Raw genomic sequence first — 17,977 nt, 5'->3', positions numbered from 1 at the left:
CGGCCGGCACCGGTCAGCGGTCCCCGACCACGACGGCGCTCATCCACGGTGCGGTCAGGAGCGTGGTGACGCGGTGCGTGCGCACGTCCTGGGCGACGAGCCGCTGCGCCGGGGACGAGCAGTCGACGTACTGCGCGTAAGCCGTCGACCCGGCCACCCCGACGATGTCGGGCGACGCGTCGGCGCCCGGCCAGGCGAGCCAGCGGCCGACCCGGCCGTCAGGACCCAGGAGCCCGCTCGGGCCCACGCCGCAGCCGACCTGCGCGACGGCGAGGGCGCCGCCGGGGACCGGCCAGGCCGTCCGGTAGCCCATGGTCCCGTCGTGCACCCCGGGGAGGGCGTGCGTGAGCGGCGTCCAGGTGCCCGTCGACGCGTCGAGCAGGAGCACGTCGGTGCTGTCGTCCGCCGGGTCGAGGGTGCAGGTCATGGCGAGCACCGAGCCGGACCAGGCGTGCGCGTCGCTGCAGGAGCGGTGGCCCGCCGGCAGTCCGACCGTGCGCACGACGGCGCCGGTCGCGTTGTCGTGCACCTCGACGCCGTCGGGTCCCCCGGTGGTGAAGAGCAGCCCGTCGGCCGTGGGGACGAGGCCGCCGGCGTCCGATCCCTCCAGCCGCAGGGTCACCCCGCCCGTGCGGTCGAGCCGCAGGAGCGTGGTGGCACCCGTGCTCCCGTCCGAGCGGTACGCGGTCGTCCGCCCCACCCACACCTGGCGACCGGAGGGGCGGGTGTAGGCCAGGTCGGTCAGGCCGTCGCCGGGGGCGACGTCGCGCCAGCGGCCCGTGCGGGTGTCGAGCTCGACCACCTCGGGCCGATTCGCGTCGGTCCGCACGCCGAGGACGTGGGCACCGTCGCTGGTGATGTCGCGCAGGTCGACCTGCACGACGCTGGTGCCCACCCGCCACCGTCCCCCCGACGGCGAGACCAGGTCGACGGCGAACGGCCCGACGGGGTCGGCGTGGTCGGCGCCGGAGCTCGGGACGCTCGTGTGCACGACCACGCTCCATCCCGGACCCACCTGCGCCCACGGCGGGCCGGCGGCGTCGGTGCCCCCGGCGGGCACGCCCGCACCGGGACCGGCCCCGGGCGCCGTCGTCGGGACCGGCGCCACCGAGGTGGCGTGGCCCACGGGGGTGGCGTGGCCCGCCGGGGTGGCGTGGCCCGCCGGTGTGACGCAGGCGGCGAGCAGGAGCGCGGCGCAGGCGCCGGGCAGCAGGGCGAGCAGGCGGCGGCGTACGGGGTGCATCGAGGCTCCTGGGAGGTGGGTCGGGGGATGAGGACGTGGCCGGGGCCTGCTCCCACCCGTCCTGACTCCCCCCGGCCCCCGGAAGTTGCCCGTACGGCGCCCCCGGGTCGCTCAGTCCTCGATGACGCGGGCCTGGAGGAAGGGGGCGGTGACGAGGGTGCGGACCTGGTGCGTGACGAGGTCCTGCGCCCGCAGGGTGACGTCGTCGCCGTTGCAGGTCGTGTAGGTCGCGTAGACCGTGCGGCCGACGGCGCCCGCGATGCTCGGGGTCTGGACGGCCTGCGGCCACACCAGGGCGGTGCCGAGGTGACCGGACGCGGTGACCAGCCCGGTGTCGCCGGGGCCGCAGCCCGTGCCGCGCATGACGAGGGTGCCCTGCGAGGTGGCCAGCGCGGCGACGTAGCCGTACGTCTCGTCGCCGGTGCCCGTGGCGTGGGTGACGGCCCGCAGGCCGCCGGTGCTCGCGTCGAGGAGGAACACGTCGGAGACGTAGGCCTGGTTCGGTGCGTTCTTGTCACAGCGCACGGCGACGGTGGTCGGGGCGGAGTAGGTGCCCGCCGGGACGCAGTCGTGATAGCCACCGGGGGTGGGCACCGTCCGCAGGACCGCGCCGGTCGCGTTGTCCCGCACCACGAGCGGCTGGTGGAACCAGCCGGTGACCAGGAATCGACCGTCGCCGCTGGGGGCGTACGCGCCGTCCTGGAGGTCGAGGCTCAGCGTGGTGCGACCGGCGCGGTCGAACCGGATGAACGAGGGCAGGCCCGAGCCGACGCCGACCCGGGCGATGATCTGCGACCCGCTGGGCCGGGTGTAGCGGAAGCCGTAGCCGCCCTTCGGGGACGGGATGGTGCGCCACGCGCGGCTCACGAGGTCCATCTCGCGCAGCGCGCCGTCGCGGGTCGCCAGCAGCCGGCGGCCGTCGGGGCTGACGTCCTGCAGGTCCACCCACGGGAGCGTCGCCAGCGTGTAGCGGGCGCCGTACGGCGACACGAGCTGCAGCCGGCCGGTGGTCGGGTTGCTCGGCGACTGGCCGGTCTCGACGACCGTCCAGCCCGCGCGGACCGAGGACCAGGGGATGCCGGCCGGGTCGGCCGGGGTCGCCGGGCGCGCCGCCGGGACGACCGTGGCCCGCGGACCCGTTGTGGCCGGGGTGGCCGGGGTGGTCGGCGTCGTGGCGCTGCGGGCGGGCGCCGGCGTGGTCGCGGGGACCGTGACGCTCTGGGTCGCCGGGGCCTTGTCGGCGACCGGGGCGAGGTGCGGGGAGGCGCTGCAGGCGCCGAGGGCGAGGCCGGCGACGGCGACCGTCGCGCAGAGGAAGGCGGCGGCGCGGCGGCGGCGGTGGGGCGTGGTCATCGTGGTCTCCCGAGTCAGGGTGGACCGGCCTCCGTCGGCCGGTCTCATCGGTCATGTCGCTCGGCGGGGTCTTGATGTTGCCGGCCGATCGTCACGATCAGGTCACGGCCGATCTCGTTGTGACGCAACGGTCTTGGGCCAGGGCAGCACGACGCCCCGCTCCCGGCCCCGAGCGCCAGGAGCGGGGCGTCGGGCCCGCTCGTCAGGAGGTCGCGCAGCCACGCGCCGAGGTTGCTCCGCGCCACATCACGGAACGGTCACGGTGAGGCGACCCGGGTCCACGGCCCGGTTTGCCACACTGGGGCCGTGGCCGACGAGACCCCCCGCCCCCGGCCGAGACGTGCCCCGCGGTCGGGCCGTCCCATCGCCGGGGAGGCCCTGCGCCGCACCCGCCACGCCCTGCAGCCCTCGGGGCCACCGACCGAGGGCATCCCCGTCGTGTGGACGGGGCCGGACGGGGTGGAGCAGGACACGGCGAGGTCGGTCGTCGACTTCGCCATGCGGGTCTCGGCCGCGCTGCTGGCCACCGGCGCGCCCGCCTCGGACGTCGTCGCGACCGCGCTGCTGCTCTCACGCACCTACGGCCTGCGCGGCGTGCACGTCGACGTCACCTTCAGCTCGGTGGCGATCTCCTACCACCGCGGGCCGCTCGCCGACCCGATCACGCTGCTGCGCACGGTCCGCTCGCGCTCCTCGGACTTCCAACGGCTCGACGCCCTGCGCGGCCTCGTCGTCGAGCTGTCCCGCGACCCCGTACCCGTGCCCGAGGCGCGGCGCCGGTTCGACGCCGTCATCGCGATGCCGTACCCCTACCGCCGCTGGGTGACGACGCTCGCGACCGGGGTGCTCGGCGCGTCGGCGGCGGCGGGCTTCGGCGGGGGGCCGCTCATCGTCGCGCTCACCCTCGTGGCCGCGGCGCTCATCGCCGTCACCCAGCACAAGCTGGCGGGGTACGGCGTCGAGTCGTTCTTCGCGCAGGCGGTGGCGGCCGCCGTCCCCACCGTCCTCGCGGTACTCGTCGCCGTCCTGCAGTCGCGGACGGGGTGGCTCGACGGCGTCGTCCCGTCCGTCCTCGTGGCCTCGGCGGTGGTCGTGCTGCTCGCCGGCCTCTCCGCGGTGGGAGCAGCCCAGGACGCCATCGAGGGGTTCTACGTCACCGCCGGGGCGCGGGTCTTCGAGGTCCTCGTGCTCACCCTCGGCATCGTCGTCGGGATCACCGTGGTCCTCGCGCTGAGCCACAAGCTCGGGGTCTCGCTGTCGATCAGCGACGCGCCCGCTCCGTCGGCGACCGGGACCGCCCTCGCGGTCGGCACCGCCATGGTCAGCGCCGTCGCCTTCGGGGTCTCGAACTACTCCGGGGTGCGCACCGTCGTCGTCGCCGGGCTCGCCGGCGGCGTCGGGTGGCTGGTGTACGAGGCCGTGCGCGGCCTCGGCGCCGGACGCCCCAGCTCCAGCGCGGTCGCCGCCTTCGTCGTCGGTGTCACCGCGCAGCTGGCCGCCCGCCGCCTCAAGATCGCCGCGCTCGCGGTGACGACGTCGAGCATCGTCGCGCTGCTGCCGGGCCGCACGCTCTACCAGGGCATCTTCCAGGTCGTGTCCGACTCGGCCGGTCCCGGCTTCTACCAAGGGCTCTCGACCCTGTTCGAGGCGGCCGGAGTCGGCATCGGGCTCGCCGCCGGCGTGTCCTTCGGGACGTACGTCGCCCGGCTGGTCCAGGACTCGCGCAAGGGCCGCCGCCGTCGGCGGGCCCCGGGGGCGCGCGCCTGACGGGTGACGCACCGCACGTGGCCGGGGCGGTGCGCCGTACGGGCGTCAGTCGGCAGGATGGGGCGCGCCCGAGAGCCGGGCGGTGAGCCGAGGAGGGCCGATGCAGTTCGGGCGCAGCTACGAGGAGTTCGAGGTCGGCGCGACGTACCAGCACTGGCCCGGCAAGACGGTCACCGAGTACGACGACCACCTGTTCTGCCTGCTGACGATGAACCACCACCCGCTGCACCTCGACGCGCACTACGCGGAGGGCTCGACGCAGTTCGGCAGGAACGTCGTCGTGGGGAACTACGTCTACTCGCTGCTGCTCGGCATGTCCGTGCCCGACGTCTCCGGCAAGGCCATCGCCAACCTCGAGGTCGAGTCGCTCAAGCACGTCGCCCCGACCTTCCACGGCGACACGATCTACGGCGAGACGACGGTCCTGGACAAGCGGGAGTCGACGAGCAAGGACGACCGCGGCGTCGTCCACGTCGAGACCCGCGGCTACAACCAGGACGGCACGCTGGTCTGCGTGTTCCGGCGCAAGGTCATGGTGCCGAAGCAGTCGTACCTCGACGCCCGCGGCGGCGAGCAGCCCGGACGGCCGGTCCCGAAGGAGCCGGCCGCCCGGGACTGACCCGTCAGGGAGTCGGAGCGGTTCGCGTCGTGCCGGCGGCGTCCGTCCACGTCACCGACGTGACCTTGAGGGGCTGGCTGCCCACGTCCTTCGGGGACACGTGCGCGACGCTGTGGTCGGCGCCGAGCGGGACCGCGGTGAAGGCGAGCGTGCGCCCGTCACCGAGCAGGAACGACCCCGTGCGGGCGCCGGCCGGCAGCAGGGCCGAGACCTGCCACGAGGTGATCGTCGCCGAGCTGCCGCCGTCCCCCCGGCCGGTGGCCAGGACCGGGACCGAGCCCGCCGGGCGTCCCGAGGTCGAGGTGTAGCCGACCGACAGGTCGCCGAACTGGCTGTCGTCGGGAGCCAGCCACAGCGTGTGCCCGTCGATGCTCGCGGACGCCCCCGCGCGCCCGTCCTTGTCGACCGGTCGGCCGTCCACGTCGAACCACCACACGTCCCGGACCGGGGTGTCCCCGACGAGCGGCTTCTCGAAGCCGACGACGAAGGCGGAGTATCCCGTGCCGGGGATGGGCTCGACGTCGGACGACTCACCGCCGTAGTCGCGGTCGGCCCGGACCACGAGCTGGCGGGGCTGCGCCCGCTCCGACGGCACGAGGCCGATGATGAACCGGGACCCGTCGCCGTTGCCCCACGTCGTGCGCCGGTCGTGGAGGTCGACGGCGGAGCCGGCGATGCCGACCGTGCCGTTCGGGCCCTTCGTCGCGTAGTCGACCTTGTAGGTCGAGGCGTCCATCGGCGAGAGGGTGACGACGTACGTCGTGTCGCCCTGCTGGGTCCCGTTGTCCGTGAACTCGCCGATCGTCAGCGTCGCCGACCGGGTCGTCACGGACTGCGCGGGCTGCGGGGCCGCCTTCGGCGGACCGGTGACCAGCTGGGTGGCGCCGACGGCGACGACCGCGGCGGCGGCGACGCCGGCGACGAGCGCGCCGACCCGGCGACGGCGCACCGTACGGCGGCCGGAGGCGAGGACGGCGTCGAGGTCGACGCCGGGGTAGGACTCGGGCAGCGCGCCACCGAGGCGGTCGTGCAGGTCGGACTCGGGGGACGGGATCGTCGGGCTCATCGCTGGGCTCCTTCCGTGGGACGGGCGGGGTGCTCGGCGACCTGCCGCAGGGCGGCGAGGCCGCGGGAGCCGAGGGACTTCACGGCGCCGAGCGAGATGCCGAGCGTCTCGGCGGTCTCCTTCTCGGACAGGTCGCACCAGTGCCGCAGCACGACGACCCGGCGCTGCGCCTCGGGCAGGGTGGCGAGCCAGCGACGGATCTCGTCGCGGTCGTCGTACGACGCCCCCGAGGGCGCCGGGCCGACGGGCCCCTCGGGGACCTCGTCGGCGAGGACCTCGCGCCGCGTCGAGCGCCAGGCGTCGACGTGGTGGTTGGCCATCACGCGGCGCGTGTAGGCGAGCGCCGTGCCCTGGCGGACCTTCGGCCACGCGACGTACGTCTTGACCAGCGCCGCCTGGACGAGCTCGGCCGCCGCCTGACCGTCGCCGGTCAGCAGCCAGGCCGTGCGCAGGAGCGGGTCCTGCGCCTGGCGCGCGAACGCGGTGAACTCCGCGTCGCGGTCGCCGCCACCACCTCTGAAACCCATCGGGTCACCACCCTGTCGTCCCGGCCCCGGTCGGGGCCGCCGTCACCACTCCTACGGACGGTGGCCCCGGAAAGGTTGCCAGGCCGGGGTGCCCTCGCGGATCAGCCGAGCGGGTACGTGCTCGCCCGGCCGTCGACCGCGGTCCACTCGAGCCGGGTCGGCGGATCCTGCGGGTCGGACGCCCGCGCCACGAGGACGCCCAGCGGACCCAGCCGCCCCACGGCGCCGGTCACCTGCGACCCCCCGCCGAGGACGACCCGCACCGGGCCCGCCGGGACGGACGCCGGGACGAGGGTGGACCACGTCTGCCGGACCCCGTCCGGCCCGGTCCGCCCGACCCCGGTCACGACGCCCACCCGGGCCGTCAGCGCGACGACCTCGTCGGTGTCCTGCTGGCCCCAGAGCCGGGACCGGGCGTCGAGCCAGTACGCCACCCCGTCCACCGACGTCGACCAGCCGCGCCGGCCGTCCGCGTCCACCGGGACGCCGTCGGCGGCCCACCACACGAGGTCCGTGGGCCCCACGCGCTGCGTCGAGGTCCACCCGGGGACGGTGACGAAGGCCGACCACGACGACCCGACCACCGGGGTCGCCGCCGGACGGGAGGCGATCCCGCCCAGGTCCGTGTTCGCGACGACGGCGCGGCGCGCGGCCCCGGACGGGACGAACCCGACCAGGGTGGTCGACCCGGGCAGGACCACCGACGCGGACCGCCGGTGTTCCGGGTCGAGGGCGACGTCGACGGCGCGGGTCCAGCCCCCGGTGCCGCGGGTCCACACCGTGGCCGACGTGCCGACGCCGCCCACGGTGACGCCGTACGTCGCCGCGGGGTCGCCGGGCGGCGCGGTCACCTCGGTGAGCCCCACCGGTGCGACCGGGCCGGCCGGCGCGGTCGGCCGGCGGCCCCCGGTCAGCGTCGTCGTCACCGCGACGACGAGGGCGACGAGCACCACGGCCGTGCCGCCGGTGAGGACCAGGCGCCGACGCCGGACGCGCCGTCCGGCGGCGACGACGGCACCCGGGCCGACGGTGACCCCGTCGGGGGGCGTGACCGCCCGCAGCTCGTCGCGCAGCGCCTGCTCGAACGGGTCCAGGACGGTGCTCATCGGGTGCTCCTCGGCGACGGGTGGCGCTCGCGCAACGTCGCGAGCGCCCGGCTGGCGGTGGACTTGACCGTGCCAACCGACACCCCGAGGGCGTCGGCGACCTGCTGCTCGCTGAGGTCGGCGTAGTAGCGCAGGACGACGACCTTGCGCTGCTGCTCGGGCAGCGTCGCGAGCAGCCGGACGATCTCGTCCCGGTCGTCGACGCGGTCGTCGGGCGGGGCGGCGGCGTCGTACGCCGGGGTCGTCGTCACGCGCGAACCGCGGCGCAGGCCGTCGATGCGGTGGTTGACCAGGGCGCGGCGGGCGTAGGCCCAGCGCCGTCCCGGGCTGCACCCGAGACCACGCGAGGTACGTCTTGACCAGCGCCGCCTGCACCAGCTCGCGGGCCGCGTCGGCGTCGCCGGTCAGCAGGTACGCCGTCCGGCCGAGGCTGGGCTGCGCCTGGACCACGAACTCCCGAACGCGGCGTCGCGCTCGCTCCTGCTCGGTCGCACCGGTCCTCCCTTCGCCTCAGGCGGGAGCCTGTCACCTTCTCTACGCGCCGGGGCGGTGGAAGGTTGAGCGCCGTGCGCGGGAGGCGGTCCGTACAGTGGCGCCCATGACAGGGGGGAGCACACCGCGCCCGGGGCACTCGGTGACGCAGGAGGGCGCCCGCAGCGCGGCGGAGCGGCTGGTCTTCTTCTCGGACGCCGTCGTCGCGATCGCGCTGACCCTGCTGGCCATCGAGCTGCCGGTCCCACGGGGCGCGACCGGGTCGGCGCTGCTCGACTCGCTGGGGGAGGGGTTCCCCGAGTACCTCGCCTTCGGGATCAGCTTCGCGGTGATCTTCCTGCTGTGGAACGGACACCACCGGCTCTACCGCTACCTGACCGACGCGCCGCCGGCCCTCGTGCGCTGGAACGGCCTGTGGCTCTTCTCGATCGTGCTCATCCCCTTCGTCACCAAGGTGCTCACCGAGGGCTCGTCTGACGAGCCGTCCTTCCCCTACCGTTTCGGTCTGTACGCCGTCGTGCAGGTCCTCTCCGGCGTCGCGACCCTCATGGCCGCCCGGGTCATGGGCCGTGAAGGGGTCGTCGACCTCGAGGCGCCCGGGGACCTGCTCGCGCACAGCCGCCGGCGCACGTTCGCCTTCCTCGTCCCCTTCGCGTTGTCCATCCCGCTCGCCTTCGTCCTGCACGCGTGGGCGTACGTCGTCTGGGGCCTGGGACCCTGGCTGACCGCGACCGTGCTGCGCGCTCTGGCCCGCCGACGGGCCCGCTCGTGACGGCGCCGAGGCCCCGCATCGACCTGCACGCGCACTCGACGGCCAGCGACGGCACCGAGTCACCCGCCGGCCTCGTGGCGGCCGCCGCCGCGGCAGGGCTCGACGTCGTCGCCATCACTGACCACGACACGACCCACGGGTGGGCCGAGGCGGCCGACGCCGTCGCGACCACCGGGGTCGCGCTCGTGCGCGGGATCGAGATCTCCTGCGGTCGGCGCGGCACGTCGGTGCACCTGCTCGGCTACCTCACCGACCCCGCCGCCGCGGGGCTGTCGGCCGAGCTCGCGCTCTCGCGCGACTCCCGCGTCGGCCGGCTGCGCCGGATCGTCGAGCGGATGGCCGCCGCCGGCATCGACCTCACCTACGACGAGGTGCTCGCCGCGGTCCCGCCCGGCGCCACCCCTGGGCGTCCGCACATCGCGGACGCGTTGGTGCGCAAGGGGATCGTGGCCCACCGCGACGAGGCGTTCGCCGAGTGGCTGGCCAACGACAGCCCGTTCTACGTCGGCCACCACGCCCCCGACCCGGTCGACGCGGTGCGGCTCGTCGTCGAGGCGGGCGGGGTCGCCGTCCACGCGCACCCCTTCACGGGCAAGCCCGGCCGGCAGGTGCCCGAGGCGCTCGTCGAGGAGATGGCGGCCGCCGGGCTCGGCGGTCTCGAGGCGCACCACCGCGACCACGACGACGACGCCGTACGGCGCGCCCTCGCGCTCGCGGCCGACCTCGACCTGCTCGTCACCGGCTCGAGCGACTGGCACGGGTCGGGCAAGCGGAACCTGTTGGGGGAGAACACGACCCGGCCCGAGGTGCTCGCCGAGATCGAGCGCCGCAGCAGCGGGACCACGCCCGTCCTGCGGCCCTGACCGGGCCGACCGCCGCGTCTGGGAGGATGGCCGGGTGCCGCCCAGGAAGAAGCGACCCACCCGCTCCGGCGCGACCGTCGTGTCCGTCGCCAACCAGAAGGGCGGCGTGGCCAAGACGACGTCGGTGGCCAGCCTCGGGGCCGCCTTCGCCGAGCTGGGCAAGCGGGTGCTCCTCGTCGACCTCGACGCCCAGGCCTGCCTGACCTTCAGCCTCGGCATCGACCCGGACAGCGTCGAGACGTCGGTCAACGAGGTGCTGCTCGGCACGGCCCCGGCCGCCGACGCGATCCAGCCCACCGACGACGGGGTCGACCTCCTGCCGTCGGTCATCGACCTGGCCGGCGCCGAGGCGCAGCTGCTCCCGCGCCCGGGCCGCGAGTACGTCCTGCGCACCGCGCTCGAGCCGGTCCAGGCGTCGTACGACGTCGTGCTGCTCGACTGCTCACCCAGCCTCGGCGTCCTCACGCTCAACGCCCTGACCGCGAGCCAGGGGCTCGTCGTGCCGATGCCGTGCGAGATGCTCAGCCACCGCGGCGTCGGGCAGCTGCTCGACACCGTCGCCGACGTGAAGAGGATCCTCAACCCCGACCTCGAGATCCTCGGGATCCTCCCGACGATGTACGACGGCCGCAGCCACCACGCACAGGCGGTGCTCGCCGACGTGGGGGAGCGCTACGGCCTGCCCGTGCTCGACCCTCCCATCCCGCGCACCATCCGCTTCGCCGAGGCCCCGGCGGTCGGCCGCTCGATCCTCGCCACCGCGCGCAGCTCGGCGGCGGCGCAGGCCTACCGCGACGTCGCGGGTTCGCTCCTCTCGCGGATCTGATCTTCGTCACATCCCCGCCACCTCGTCCGGCGGGAATGCCCGCCCGGTCGCGGGTACTTGTCACCTGACGGGCCCCCGACCGCCACCGCGCTCCCGGGTGCCCGCCCACGACGAACGACAGTCCGACCACCCCACAGGAGCTTCTGCATGAGCATCGCCGCCCTCGCCGCCCGACAGTCCGGCGGTCCCCTCGAGCCGGCCACCTACGAGCCCCGTGCCCTGCGCGACGACGACATCCGCATCGACGTCAAGTTCGCCGGCATCTGCCACAGCGACATCCACACCGTCCGCGAGGAGTGGGGCAGCGCGATCTTCCCGCTCGTCCCCGGCCACGAGATCGCCGGCGTCGTCGCCGAGGTCGGCTCCGCCGTGACGAAGTACAAGGTCGGCGACCGTGTCGGCGTCGGCTGCATGGTCGACTCGTGCGGTGAGTGCGAGTACTGCAAGGACGGCCAGGAGCAGTTCTGCGCCAAGGGCATGACCGGCACGTACAACGCGCGCGACCGCCACGACAAGACGCCGACCAAGGGCGGCTACGCCCAGGCCGTCACCGTCTCCGAGCGCTTCGCCGTCCGGATCCCCGACGGCCTCGAGCTCGACGTCGCCGCGCCGCTGCTGTGCGCCGGCATCACCACCTACGAGCCGCTGCGTCGCTTCAAGGTCGGCCAGGGCACCAAGGTCGCCGTCGTCGGCCTCGGTGGCCTCGGCCACATGGGCGTCAAGCTCGCCGTCGCGATGGGTGCCGACGTCACCGTCCTGTCGCGCTCGCAGGCCAAGAAGGACGACGCCCTCGCCCTCGGCGCCCAGCACTACGTCGCCACCGGCGAGGAGGGCGCGTTCAAGGGCCTGCGCTCCTCGTTCGACCTCGTCCTCAACACGGTCTCGGCCGACCTCGACATGAACGACTACCTCGCCACGCTCAAGCCGCTCGGCGCGCTGGTCAACGTCGGCCTGCCGACCAACCCGTACGAGGTCGCGCCGTTCTCCGTCGTCGGCGGCAGCCGCATCCTCGCGGGGTCCAACATCGGTGGCATCCCCGCCACCCAGGAGATGCTCGACTTCTGCGCCGAGCACCACCTCGGCGCCGACATCGAGACGATCGACGCCAAGGACGTCAACGAGGCGTACGACCGCGTCGTCGCCGGTGACGTGCGCTACCGCGTCGTCATCGACACCGCGACGATCCCCACCGACGGCGAGAAGTTCGAGGACGCCCCCGCGTCCTGACGCCGCACCGCACGACGCCGACGGCGCCGGTCCCCTCGCGGGGGCCGGCGCCGTCGTCCGTACGGAGTCCTGCGGGCGGGCTTCAGCCCTCGGCGGGCGCGGCGGCCTCGCCCGCACCCTTGCCGGAGCGGCCCCGACCGCCGCGGCGGCGGCGGCGCTTGGGGGCGTCGCCCGAGCCGCCCTCGGCGTCGACGCCGTCGGTGCGGGGGGCGCTCTGCGCCGTGACCTCGCCGGCCTCGCCGCCCTCGGCGAGGACGGCACCGTCGACGCGGGTGGTGCGGCGACGCGAGCGCTCCCGGGGGGCGCGCTGAGGCCGCTCGGACGGCTCGCTGCGCTCGGTCCGCTCGCCGCGACCCCCGCGGGCGCTCGGGCCGCGACGGCCCGCGCCCTTGCCGGTCTCGCCGAGGTCCTCGAGCTCCTCCGCGTCGAGCCCGGCGCGGGTCTGCTCCGAGCGGCGCAGCCGGCCCTTGGCGTCGGCGGGGATGGACAGGTCGGTGTAGAGGTGCTCGGAGGAGGAGTAGGTCTCCACCGGCTCCGGGATGCCGAGGTCGAGCTGGCGGTTGATCAGCCCCCAGCGCGGCATGTCGTCCCAGTCGACGAAGGTGACCGCGGTGCCGGTGTTGCCGGCGCGCGCCGTACGGCCGATGCGGTGGACGTAGGTCTTCTCGTCCTCCGGGCACTGGTAGTTCACGACGTGGGTGACGTTGTCGACGTCGATGCCGCGGGCGGCGACGTCGGTCGCGACGAGGACGTCGACCTTGCCGTTGCGGAAGGCGCGCAGCGCCTGCTCGCGGGCGCCCTGGCCGAGGTCGCCGTGGATCGCCGCCGCGGCGTAGCCGCGCTCGGTCAGCTCCTCGGCGACCTTGGCCGCCGTGCGCTTGGTCCGGGTGAAGACGAGCGCCAGCCCGCGGCCGTCGGCCTGGAGGATGCGCGCGAGCATCTCGACCTTGTCCAGGGCGTGCGCCCGGTAGACGTGCTGGGTGACCGCCTTGACGGTGTGCGCGTTCTCCTGGTCGTCACCCATCGCGCGGATGTGCGTCGGCTGGCTCATGTAGCGGCGCGCCAGCGCGACGATCGCGCCGGGCATCGTCGCCGAGAAGAGCATCGTCTGGCGCTGCGGCGAGGTCTGCGCCATGAGCGTCTCGACATCGGGCAGGAAGCCGAGGTCGAGCATCTCGTCGGCCTCGTCGAGGACGACGGTGCGGGCCCGGGACAGGTCGAGGTACTTCTGCTTGGCCAGGTCGATGAGGCGGCCGGGGGTGCCGACGACGACCTCGACCCCGTTCTTCAGCGCCTCGATCTGCGGCTCGTAGGCCCGGCCGCCGTAGACGGTGAGGACGCGGATGCCGCGCTTGGCGCCGGCCCGCTCGAGGTCGCCGGACACCTGCACCGCGAGCTCGCGGGTGGGGGCGACGACGAGAGCCTGCGGCTTGCCCGGGGCGGGGAGGGCGTCGAAGCCCTCGTCGGCGGGGCTGACGACGCGCTGCAGCAGCGGCACGCCGAACCCCAGCGTCTTGCCGGTGCCGGTCTTGGCCTGGCCGATGATGTCGTGGCCGCCGAGCGCGACCGGCAGGGTCATCGCCTGGATGGGGAACGGGGTGACGATGCCGTGCTCGGCGAGCGCGGCGACGATGTCGGGGTGGACGGGGAAGTCCGCGAAGGTGGGCTCGGGCGCCGGCACGGCCGCGCCCTGGGGGGCGTCGGCGGCCTCGGCCACGTCGGTCTGGTCGGTGGCCTCGGTGAGGTCGGTCATGGGGTGTGGTCTCTCGGTCGGGTCCGGACGCCGGGCGACCGCCGGCGGAGCCGGCGAGGTCGGGCCGTCGTCCCTGACGGGAGTGCGGGCCGATCGGAGAGGGTCCTGTCGCCGAGCCACTCGGCGGAAGCTGTCGGGGCCGACCGGGCACCGTGAACCCGCCCATGGTACCCGTAGGGTGGCGGCCATGAGCGATGACGCGCACCGGCCGGCGGTCGTCGACCTCCTCGGCGCCCTGGCGTACGGCGAGCTGATGGCCTTCAGCGAGCTCGCCAAGGACGCGGAGATGGCGCCCACGCACACCGACAAGGCGGCGGTCGCGCGGCTCGCGGTGGCCGAGTTCCAGCACTACGAGGTCATCACGGCGCGCCTGCGCGAGCTCGGGGAGGACCCGGGGGCGGCCGTCGCCCCGTTCGTCGAGTCGTTCGACGCCTTCCACGCGCGGACCCGCCCCAGCACCTTCCTCGAGGGGCTGGTCAAGGCCTACGTCGGGGACGGCATCGCTCAGGACTTCTACCGGGAGATCTCGCGGTACGTCGACGCCGACACCCGCAGCCTCGTCGAGGCGGCGATGTCCGACGTCGGCGGGGCGGAGTTCGTCGTCAGCCGCGTGCGGGCGGCGCAGCGGGAGGACCCCCGGCTCACGGGTCGGCTCGCGCTGTGGGGGCGGCGGCTGGTGGGCGAGGCCCTGACCCAGGCGCAGCGGGTGGCGGTCGAGCGCGACTCGCTCACGCTCATCCTCGTCGGCGGGGCGGGCGGCCCGAGCGCCGACCTGGCCGAGATCGGGCGGATGTTCGCGCGCATCACCGACGAGCACACGCACCGGATGCAGCGGCTCGGCCTGTCGGCCTGACCCCGCCGGATCCGAACGCGGATGCGAGCGCGCACCCCGGCACGGCGACGGGCCCGGCCTGGGTGGCCGGGCCCGTGACGTCGTACGGGGTGCTGGTCGGTCAGACGCGCGAGCCGCGACCCGTCATGCGGCCGTACAGGGTGATGCCGATGGCGGCGAGGATGGCACCGACGATCCAGGCGAGCCACGGGATGCCGCCGTTGGCGTTGCGGTAGGCGGTGGCCCCGAGGATCACGCCGCCGATGAGCGAGGCGATGATGCCGATGACGATCGTCGCGACGAGCGAGATGTTCTGCTTGCCGGGGAGGATCAACCGTCCCAGCGCACCGATGATCGCGCCCACGATGATGGCGCCGATGATGGAACTGATCACTGTCGTCTCCTTTGTGGCCGGGTGGCCGTCTCGGGCGGTGCGAACGCACCGTCGTCGAGCAGGTAGTACCCGGATTCAGCCGCCGAAACCGACGCGGCTCTTCTCCTGCTCCCCGATGTTGACGTAGCCGATGTTCGCGGCCGGGACGAGGTAGCGCCGGCCCTTCTCGTCGACGAGGGTGACGACGCCGCCGTCGGCGATGGCCTTGCTGACCGCCGACTCGACGTCCTCGACGCTCTGGTTCGACTCGAACGCGATCTCGCGGGCGACGTTCTGGACGCCGATCCTGACCTCCACGGAAGTGCCTTTCGTCGTGCTGCGTGCTGCTGACGGGACCCGGTCGGCCCCGCACCGGTCCAACCCTAGGAGGCGGGGTCCTGTTCCGCGCCGGGGCCGCCCACCTTGGGGAAGCCGCCGATGCCGCGCCACGCCAGCTGACCCACGAGCCGGGCCGCCTCGTCGCGCGGGACGCTCGCCCCCTGCGAGAGCCAGTAGCGCGCAGCGACCTGCGCCATCCCGGTCAGCGCCATCCCGAGCAGGTGCGCGTCGGCGTCGGACATCTCGGTGTCGGCGGCGATGACCTCGGCGAGCGCGTCGCCGCACGTCGTCGCGACCCCCTCGATCCGCTCGGCGACGGCCGGGTCGTTGCTGAGGTCGGACTCGAAGATCAGCCGGAACGGCGCGCTCTCGCGGGAGACGACGTCGAAGTAGACGGCCATGCAGTCGAGGACGCGCTGACGGTTGTCGGTGGTGCCGGTGAGCGCGCCGCGGACGGCCTGCTCGATCTCCTGGCGGGTCTGGTCGAGCAGCGCGAGGTAGAGGTCGAGCTTGCCCGGGAAGTGCTGGTAGAGCACGGGTTTGGACACGCCGGCCCGCTCGGCGATGTCGTCCATGGCGGCGGCGTGGTAGCCGGACTCGACGAAGGCGGCCTGGGCCGCCTCGAGCAGCTGCGCCCGCCGGGCCGACCGCGGCAGGCGCTGGCCCCGTGGGCGTGCGCCCTCTGCCACCGACATCGTCGTCGCCTCCCTGACCCCCCCGGCTCCCGCCGGCTGCGCTGTGCCGTCCGCCGCCCCCGCGGCGCTGGCGGCACACTCTACCCACGAGTAGCCCCGCCGACCGGTCACGGGGGCGCGCGCCTGGCGTAGCGTCGGGCGGGTGAGCACGTCCCCCCTCGCCGACCCCGCGCGGCGGCTGGAGCGACCCGAGGTCGAGCGCTACGCCCGGCACCTGCTGCTGCCCCAGGTGGGGATGGAGGGCCAGGAGCGGCTCGCCTCCGCGCGGGTGCTCGTCGTCGGTGCGGGCGGACTGGGGTCGCCCGCCCTGCTCTACCTCGCGGCCGCGGGCGTCGGCACGATCGGCGTCGTCGACGCGGACGTCGTCGAGACGAGCAACCTGCAGCGCCAGGTGGTCCACCGCGACGCCGACGTGGGCCGGCCGAAGACGTCGTCGGCCGCCGACGCCGTCGCCCGGGTGAACCCGCACGTGCGCGTCGTCGAGCACGCCGTACGGCTGGACTCCTCGACCGCGCTCGAGGTCCTGGGGGGCTACGACGTCGTCCTCGACGGCACCGACAACTTCCCCACCCGTTACCTGGTCAACGATGCCTGCGCGCTCCTCGGCATCCCCCACGTGTGGGGCTCGGTCTACCGCTTCGACGGCCAGGTGAGCGTCTGGTGGGCCGGCCACGGGCCCTGCTACCGCTGCGTGTTCCCCGAGCCGCCGCCGCCGGGCGCGGTGCCGTCGTGCGCCGAGGGCGGCGTCCTCGGCGTGCTGTGCGCCGCGATCGGGTCGGTCCAGGTGACCGAGACGCTCAAGCTGCTCCTCGGGGTCGGCGACCCGCTGATCGGGCGGCTGCTCGTGCACGACGCGCTCGCCATGACCTGGGGCGAGGTGCCGGTGCGCCGCGACCCCGGCTGCGCGGTGTGCGGCGACGCGCCCACGGTCACCCGGGAGACCGGGCTCGTCGACTACGACGCGTTCTGCGGGCTGCCGCCGGCGGGTGCGGTCGCCGCGCCGTCGGTGCCGCTCGTGTCGGCGACCGAGCTGGCGGACTCGCTGGCCGGCCTCGACGCGCCCGTGCTCGTCGACGTGCGCGGCGAGGACGAGCGCGCGATCGTCTCCATCCCCGGGGCGGTCGCGATCCCGCTCGAGGAGTTCCGCGACGGTCGCGCCTTCCGGCGCCCCGACCTCGGGATCCTCGACCTGCCGGTCGTCGTGCACTGCAAGTCGGGCGCCCGCTCGGCGGAGGCCACCCGGCTGCTGCTCGCCCGCGGGTACGACGACGTGCGCAGCCTCGACGGTGGGGTGCTCGCCTGGGTCCGCGACGTCGACCCGAGCCTGCCGGGCTACTGATGGGGGCGCCGTACGGCGTCGTGCCGGAGGCGGCCCAGCGCGTCCTCGAGGTCGTCGCGCGCATCCCGGAGGGGAAGGTCGCGACGTACGGCGACGTCGGGGCGCTCGTCGGGCGCGGGCCGCGCTGGCCCGGCAACGTCCTGGGCCGGTACGGCGCCGACGTGCCCTGGTGGCGGGTCGTGCGCGCCGGCGGGTGGCCGCCGCAGGGGCACGAGGAGGTGGCGCTGGAGCACTACCGCGCCGAGGGCACGCCGCTCGTGCGCGGCACCCTGGACGGGCTGCGCGTCGACCTGGCCCGGGCGCGCTGGGAGCCGACCGACGACGACGCCCGGCCCGAGCGGCCGTCCGCGGGCGCGCGCGGGTCGCTGCACCACGTCGAGGTGTGGGTGGGCGACCTGACGCAGGCGCGCCGCTCGCTCGGGTGGCTGCTGGGCGAGCTCGGCTACCGCCGCACCGACCGCTGGCCGCAGGACGGGTCGGTGGGGGAGAGCTGGGAGCTCGGGGCGACGTACGTCGTCCTCGAGGCCGGGTCCGACGTCACCGGGCCGCACGACCGGCGCCGCGCCGGGGTCAACCACCTGGCCTTCCACGCCGGCTCGCGCGCCGACGTCGACCGGCTCGTGCGCGCCGCGCCGGCGCACGGCTGGTCGCTGATGTACGTCGACCGGCACCCGTTCGCGGGCGGACCGGGGCACTACGCGGCCTACCTCGAGGACGCCGCAGGCTTCGAGGTCGAGCTCGTCGCGGGCTGACCTCCCCCGGTCGGTCGCCGGCAGGTGGTGGAA

19 protein-coding genes are annotated in these 17,977 nt (G+C 74.9%); 9 read left to right on the top strand and 10 right to left on the bottom strand.

Annotation, left to right across the window (positions count from 1 at the left end):
* Nucleotides 1–13: 13 nt before the first annotated feature.
* Both FB458_RS02015 and FB458_RS02005 read right to left on the bottom strand, forming a co-directional pair.
* Nucleotides 14–1,243: a hypothetical protein gene (locus tag FB458_RS02015; protein ID WP_170185541.1), complete on the bottom strand. Its 1,230-nt coding sequence runs from the start codon at nucleotides 1,241–1,243 to the stop codon at nucleotides 14–16.
* Between the two features lie 111 nt (nucleotides 1,244–1,354).
* Complete coding sequence (locus FB458_RS02005) at nucleotides 1,355–2,596, bottom strand: hypothetical protein (RefSeq protein ID WP_141846308.1); 1,242 nt, start codon at nucleotides 2,594–2,596, stop codon at nucleotides 1,355–1,357.
* Between the two features lie 306 nt (nucleotides 2,597–2,902).
* On the opposite strand from FB458_RS02005, the gene FB458_RS02000 reads away from it, so the two are divergent.
* Together FB458_RS02000 and FB458_RS01995 are read left to right on the top strand one after the other, a co-directional pair.
* The gene (locus FB458_RS02000) at nucleotides 2,903–4,363 is read left to right on the top strand and encodes a threonine/serine exporter family protein (protein ID WP_141846306.1); all 1,461 of its coding nucleotides are present in this window, start codon (nucleotides 2,903–2,905) and stop codon (nucleotides 4,361–4,363) included.
* Nucleotides 4,364–4,445: 82 nt separating this feature from the next.
* Nucleotides 4,446–4,982 carry a MaoC family dehydratase gene (locus FB458_RS01995; protein WP_342778007.1) on the top strand — a complete coding sequence of 179 codons (537 nt, stop codon included), beginning with the start codon at nucleotides 4,446–4,448 and terminating at the stop codon, nucleotides 4,980–4,982.
* A 4-nt stretch (nucleotides 4,983–4,986) separates the two neighbouring features.
* Here the strand turns inward: FB458_RS01995 and FB458_RS01990 are convergent, their stop codons facing one another.
* The 4 genes from FB458_RS01990 to FB458_RS21735 form a co-directional block, all read right to left on the bottom strand.
* Nucleotides 4,987–6,048, bottom strand: coding sequence for a hypothetical protein (locus FB458_RS01990; RefSeq protein WP_141846302.1), 1,062 nt, complete (start codon nucleotides 6,046–6,048; stop codon nucleotides 4,987–4,989).
* A complete protein-coding gene (locus FB458_RS01985) occupies nucleotides 6,045–6,575 on the bottom strand; it encodes a SigE family RNA polymerase sigma factor (RefSeq protein WP_141846300.1) in 531 nt (176 codons plus the stop codon). Before FB458_RS01985 ends, FB458_RS01990 begins: the two co-directional genes overlap by 4 nt.
* Before the next feature lie 101 nt (nucleotides 6,576–6,676).
* Nucleotides 6,677–7,681, bottom strand: a complete 1,005-nt coding sequence (locus FB458_RS01980) for a hypothetical protein (protein ID WP_141846298.1) — start codon at nucleotides 7,679–7,681, stop codon at nucleotides 6,677–6,679.
* Complete coding sequence (locus tag FB458_RS21735) at nucleotides 7,678–7,932, bottom strand: sigma-70 family RNA polymerase sigma factor (protein ID WP_246061021.1); 255 nt, start codon at nucleotides 7,930–7,932, stop codon at nucleotides 7,678–7,680. Before FB458_RS21735 ends, FB458_RS01980 begins: the two co-directional genes overlap by 4 nt.
* A gap of 347 nt (nucleotides 7,933–8,279) precedes the next feature.
* On the opposite strand from FB458_RS21735, the gene FB458_RS01970 reads away from it, so the two are divergent.
* From FB458_RS01970 to FB458_RS01955, 4 genes are all read left to right on the top strand, one after another.
* Complete coding sequence (locus tag FB458_RS01970) at nucleotides 8,280–8,945, top strand: TMEM175 family protein (RefSeq protein WP_141846296.1); 666 nt, start codon at nucleotides 8,280–8,282, stop codon at nucleotides 8,943–8,945.
* Nucleotides 8,942–9,808, top strand: coding sequence for a PHP domain-containing protein (locus FB458_RS01965; RefSeq protein WP_141846294.1), 867 nt, complete (start codon nucleotides 8,942–8,944; stop codon nucleotides 9,806–9,808). The genes FB458_RS01970 and FB458_RS01965 overlap by 4 nt, the downstream gene beginning before the upstream one ends.
* Nucleotides 9,809–9,842: 34 nt before the next feature.
* On the top strand, nucleotides 9,843–10,634 hold the full coding sequence (locus FB458_RS01960) for a ParA family protein (RefSeq protein ID WP_141846292.1): 792 nt from the start codon (nucleotides 9,843–9,845) through the stop codon (nucleotides 10,632–10,634).
* A gap of 147 nt (nucleotides 10,635–10,781) precedes the next feature.
* The gene (locus FB458_RS01955; protein ID WP_141846290.1) at nucleotides 10,782–11,861 is read left to right on the top strand and encodes an NAD(P)-dependent alcohol dehydrogenase; all 1,080 of its coding nucleotides are present in this window, start codon (nucleotides 10,782–10,784) and stop codon (nucleotides 11,859–11,861) included.
* An 82-nt stretch (nucleotides 11,862–11,943) separates the two neighbouring features.
* Here FB458_RS01955 and FB458_RS01950 read toward each other — a convergent pair whose 3' ends face one another.
* Nucleotides 11,944–13,614 carry a DEAD/DEAH box helicase gene (locus tag FB458_RS01950; protein WP_141846288.1) on the bottom strand — a complete coding sequence of 557 codons (1,671 nt, stop codon included), beginning with the start codon at nucleotides 13,612–13,614 and terminating at the stop codon, nucleotides 11,944–11,946.
* A gap of 187 nt (nucleotides 13,615–13,801) precedes the next feature.
* Between FB458_RS01950 and FB458_RS01945 the strand changes: the two genes are divergently transcribed.
* Complete coding sequence (locus FB458_RS01945; RefSeq protein ID WP_211355902.1) at nucleotides 13,802–14,467, top strand: ferritin-like fold-containing protein; 666 nt, start codon at nucleotides 13,802–13,804, stop codon at nucleotides 14,465–14,467.
* A 100-nt stretch (nucleotides 14,468–14,567) separates the two neighbouring features.
* Here FB458_RS01945 and FB458_RS01940 read toward each other — a convergent pair whose 3' ends face one another.
* The 3 genes from FB458_RS01940 to FB458_RS01930 form a co-directional block, all read right to left on the bottom strand.
* Nucleotides 14,568–14,840: a GlsB/YeaQ/YmgE family stress response membrane protein gene (locus FB458_RS01940; RefSeq protein ID WP_141846285.1), complete on the bottom strand. Its 273-nt coding sequence runs from the start codon at nucleotides 14,838–14,840 to the stop codon at nucleotides 14,568–14,570.
* Nucleotides 14,841–14,915: 75 nt separating this feature from the next.
* A complete protein-coding gene (locus tag FB458_RS01935; RefSeq protein ID WP_141846284.1) occupies nucleotides 14,916–15,137 on the bottom strand; it encodes a DUF3107 domain-containing protein in 222 nt (73 codons plus the stop codon).
* A 65-nt stretch (nucleotides 15,138–15,202) separates the two neighbouring features.
* Nucleotides 15,203–15,853 carry a TetR/AcrR family transcriptional regulator gene (locus FB458_RS01930; RefSeq protein WP_141846282.1) on the bottom strand — a complete coding sequence of 217 codons (651 nt, stop codon included), beginning with the start codon at nucleotides 15,851–15,853 and terminating at the stop codon, nucleotides 15,203–15,205.
* Nucleotides 15,854–15,995: 142 nt separating this feature from the next.
* Between FB458_RS01930 and moeB the strand changes: the two genes are divergently transcribed.
* Nucleotides 15,996–17,192, top strand: coding sequence for a molybdopterin-synthase adenylyltransferase MoeB (gene moeB, locus FB458_RS01925; protein WP_141846280.1), 1,197 nt, complete (start codon nucleotides 15,996–15,998; stop codon nucleotides 17,190–17,192).
* Complete coding sequence (locus FB458_RS01920; RefSeq protein WP_141846278.1) at nucleotides 17,192–17,944, top strand: VOC family protein; 753 nt, start codon at nucleotides 17,192–17,194, stop codon at nucleotides 17,942–17,944. Before moeB ends, FB458_RS01920 begins: the two co-directional genes overlap by 1 nt.
* Nucleotides 17,945–17,977: the final 33 nt, after the last annotated feature.

The sequence above is a fragment of the Lapillicoccus jejuensis genome (assembly GCF_006715055.1).
Taxonomy (GTDB): Bacteria; Actinomycetota; Actinomycetes; order Actinomycetales; family Dermatophilaceae; genus Lapillicoccus; species Lapillicoccus jejuensis.
This window is presented reverse-complemented; position numbering and strand designations above follow the sequence as displayed.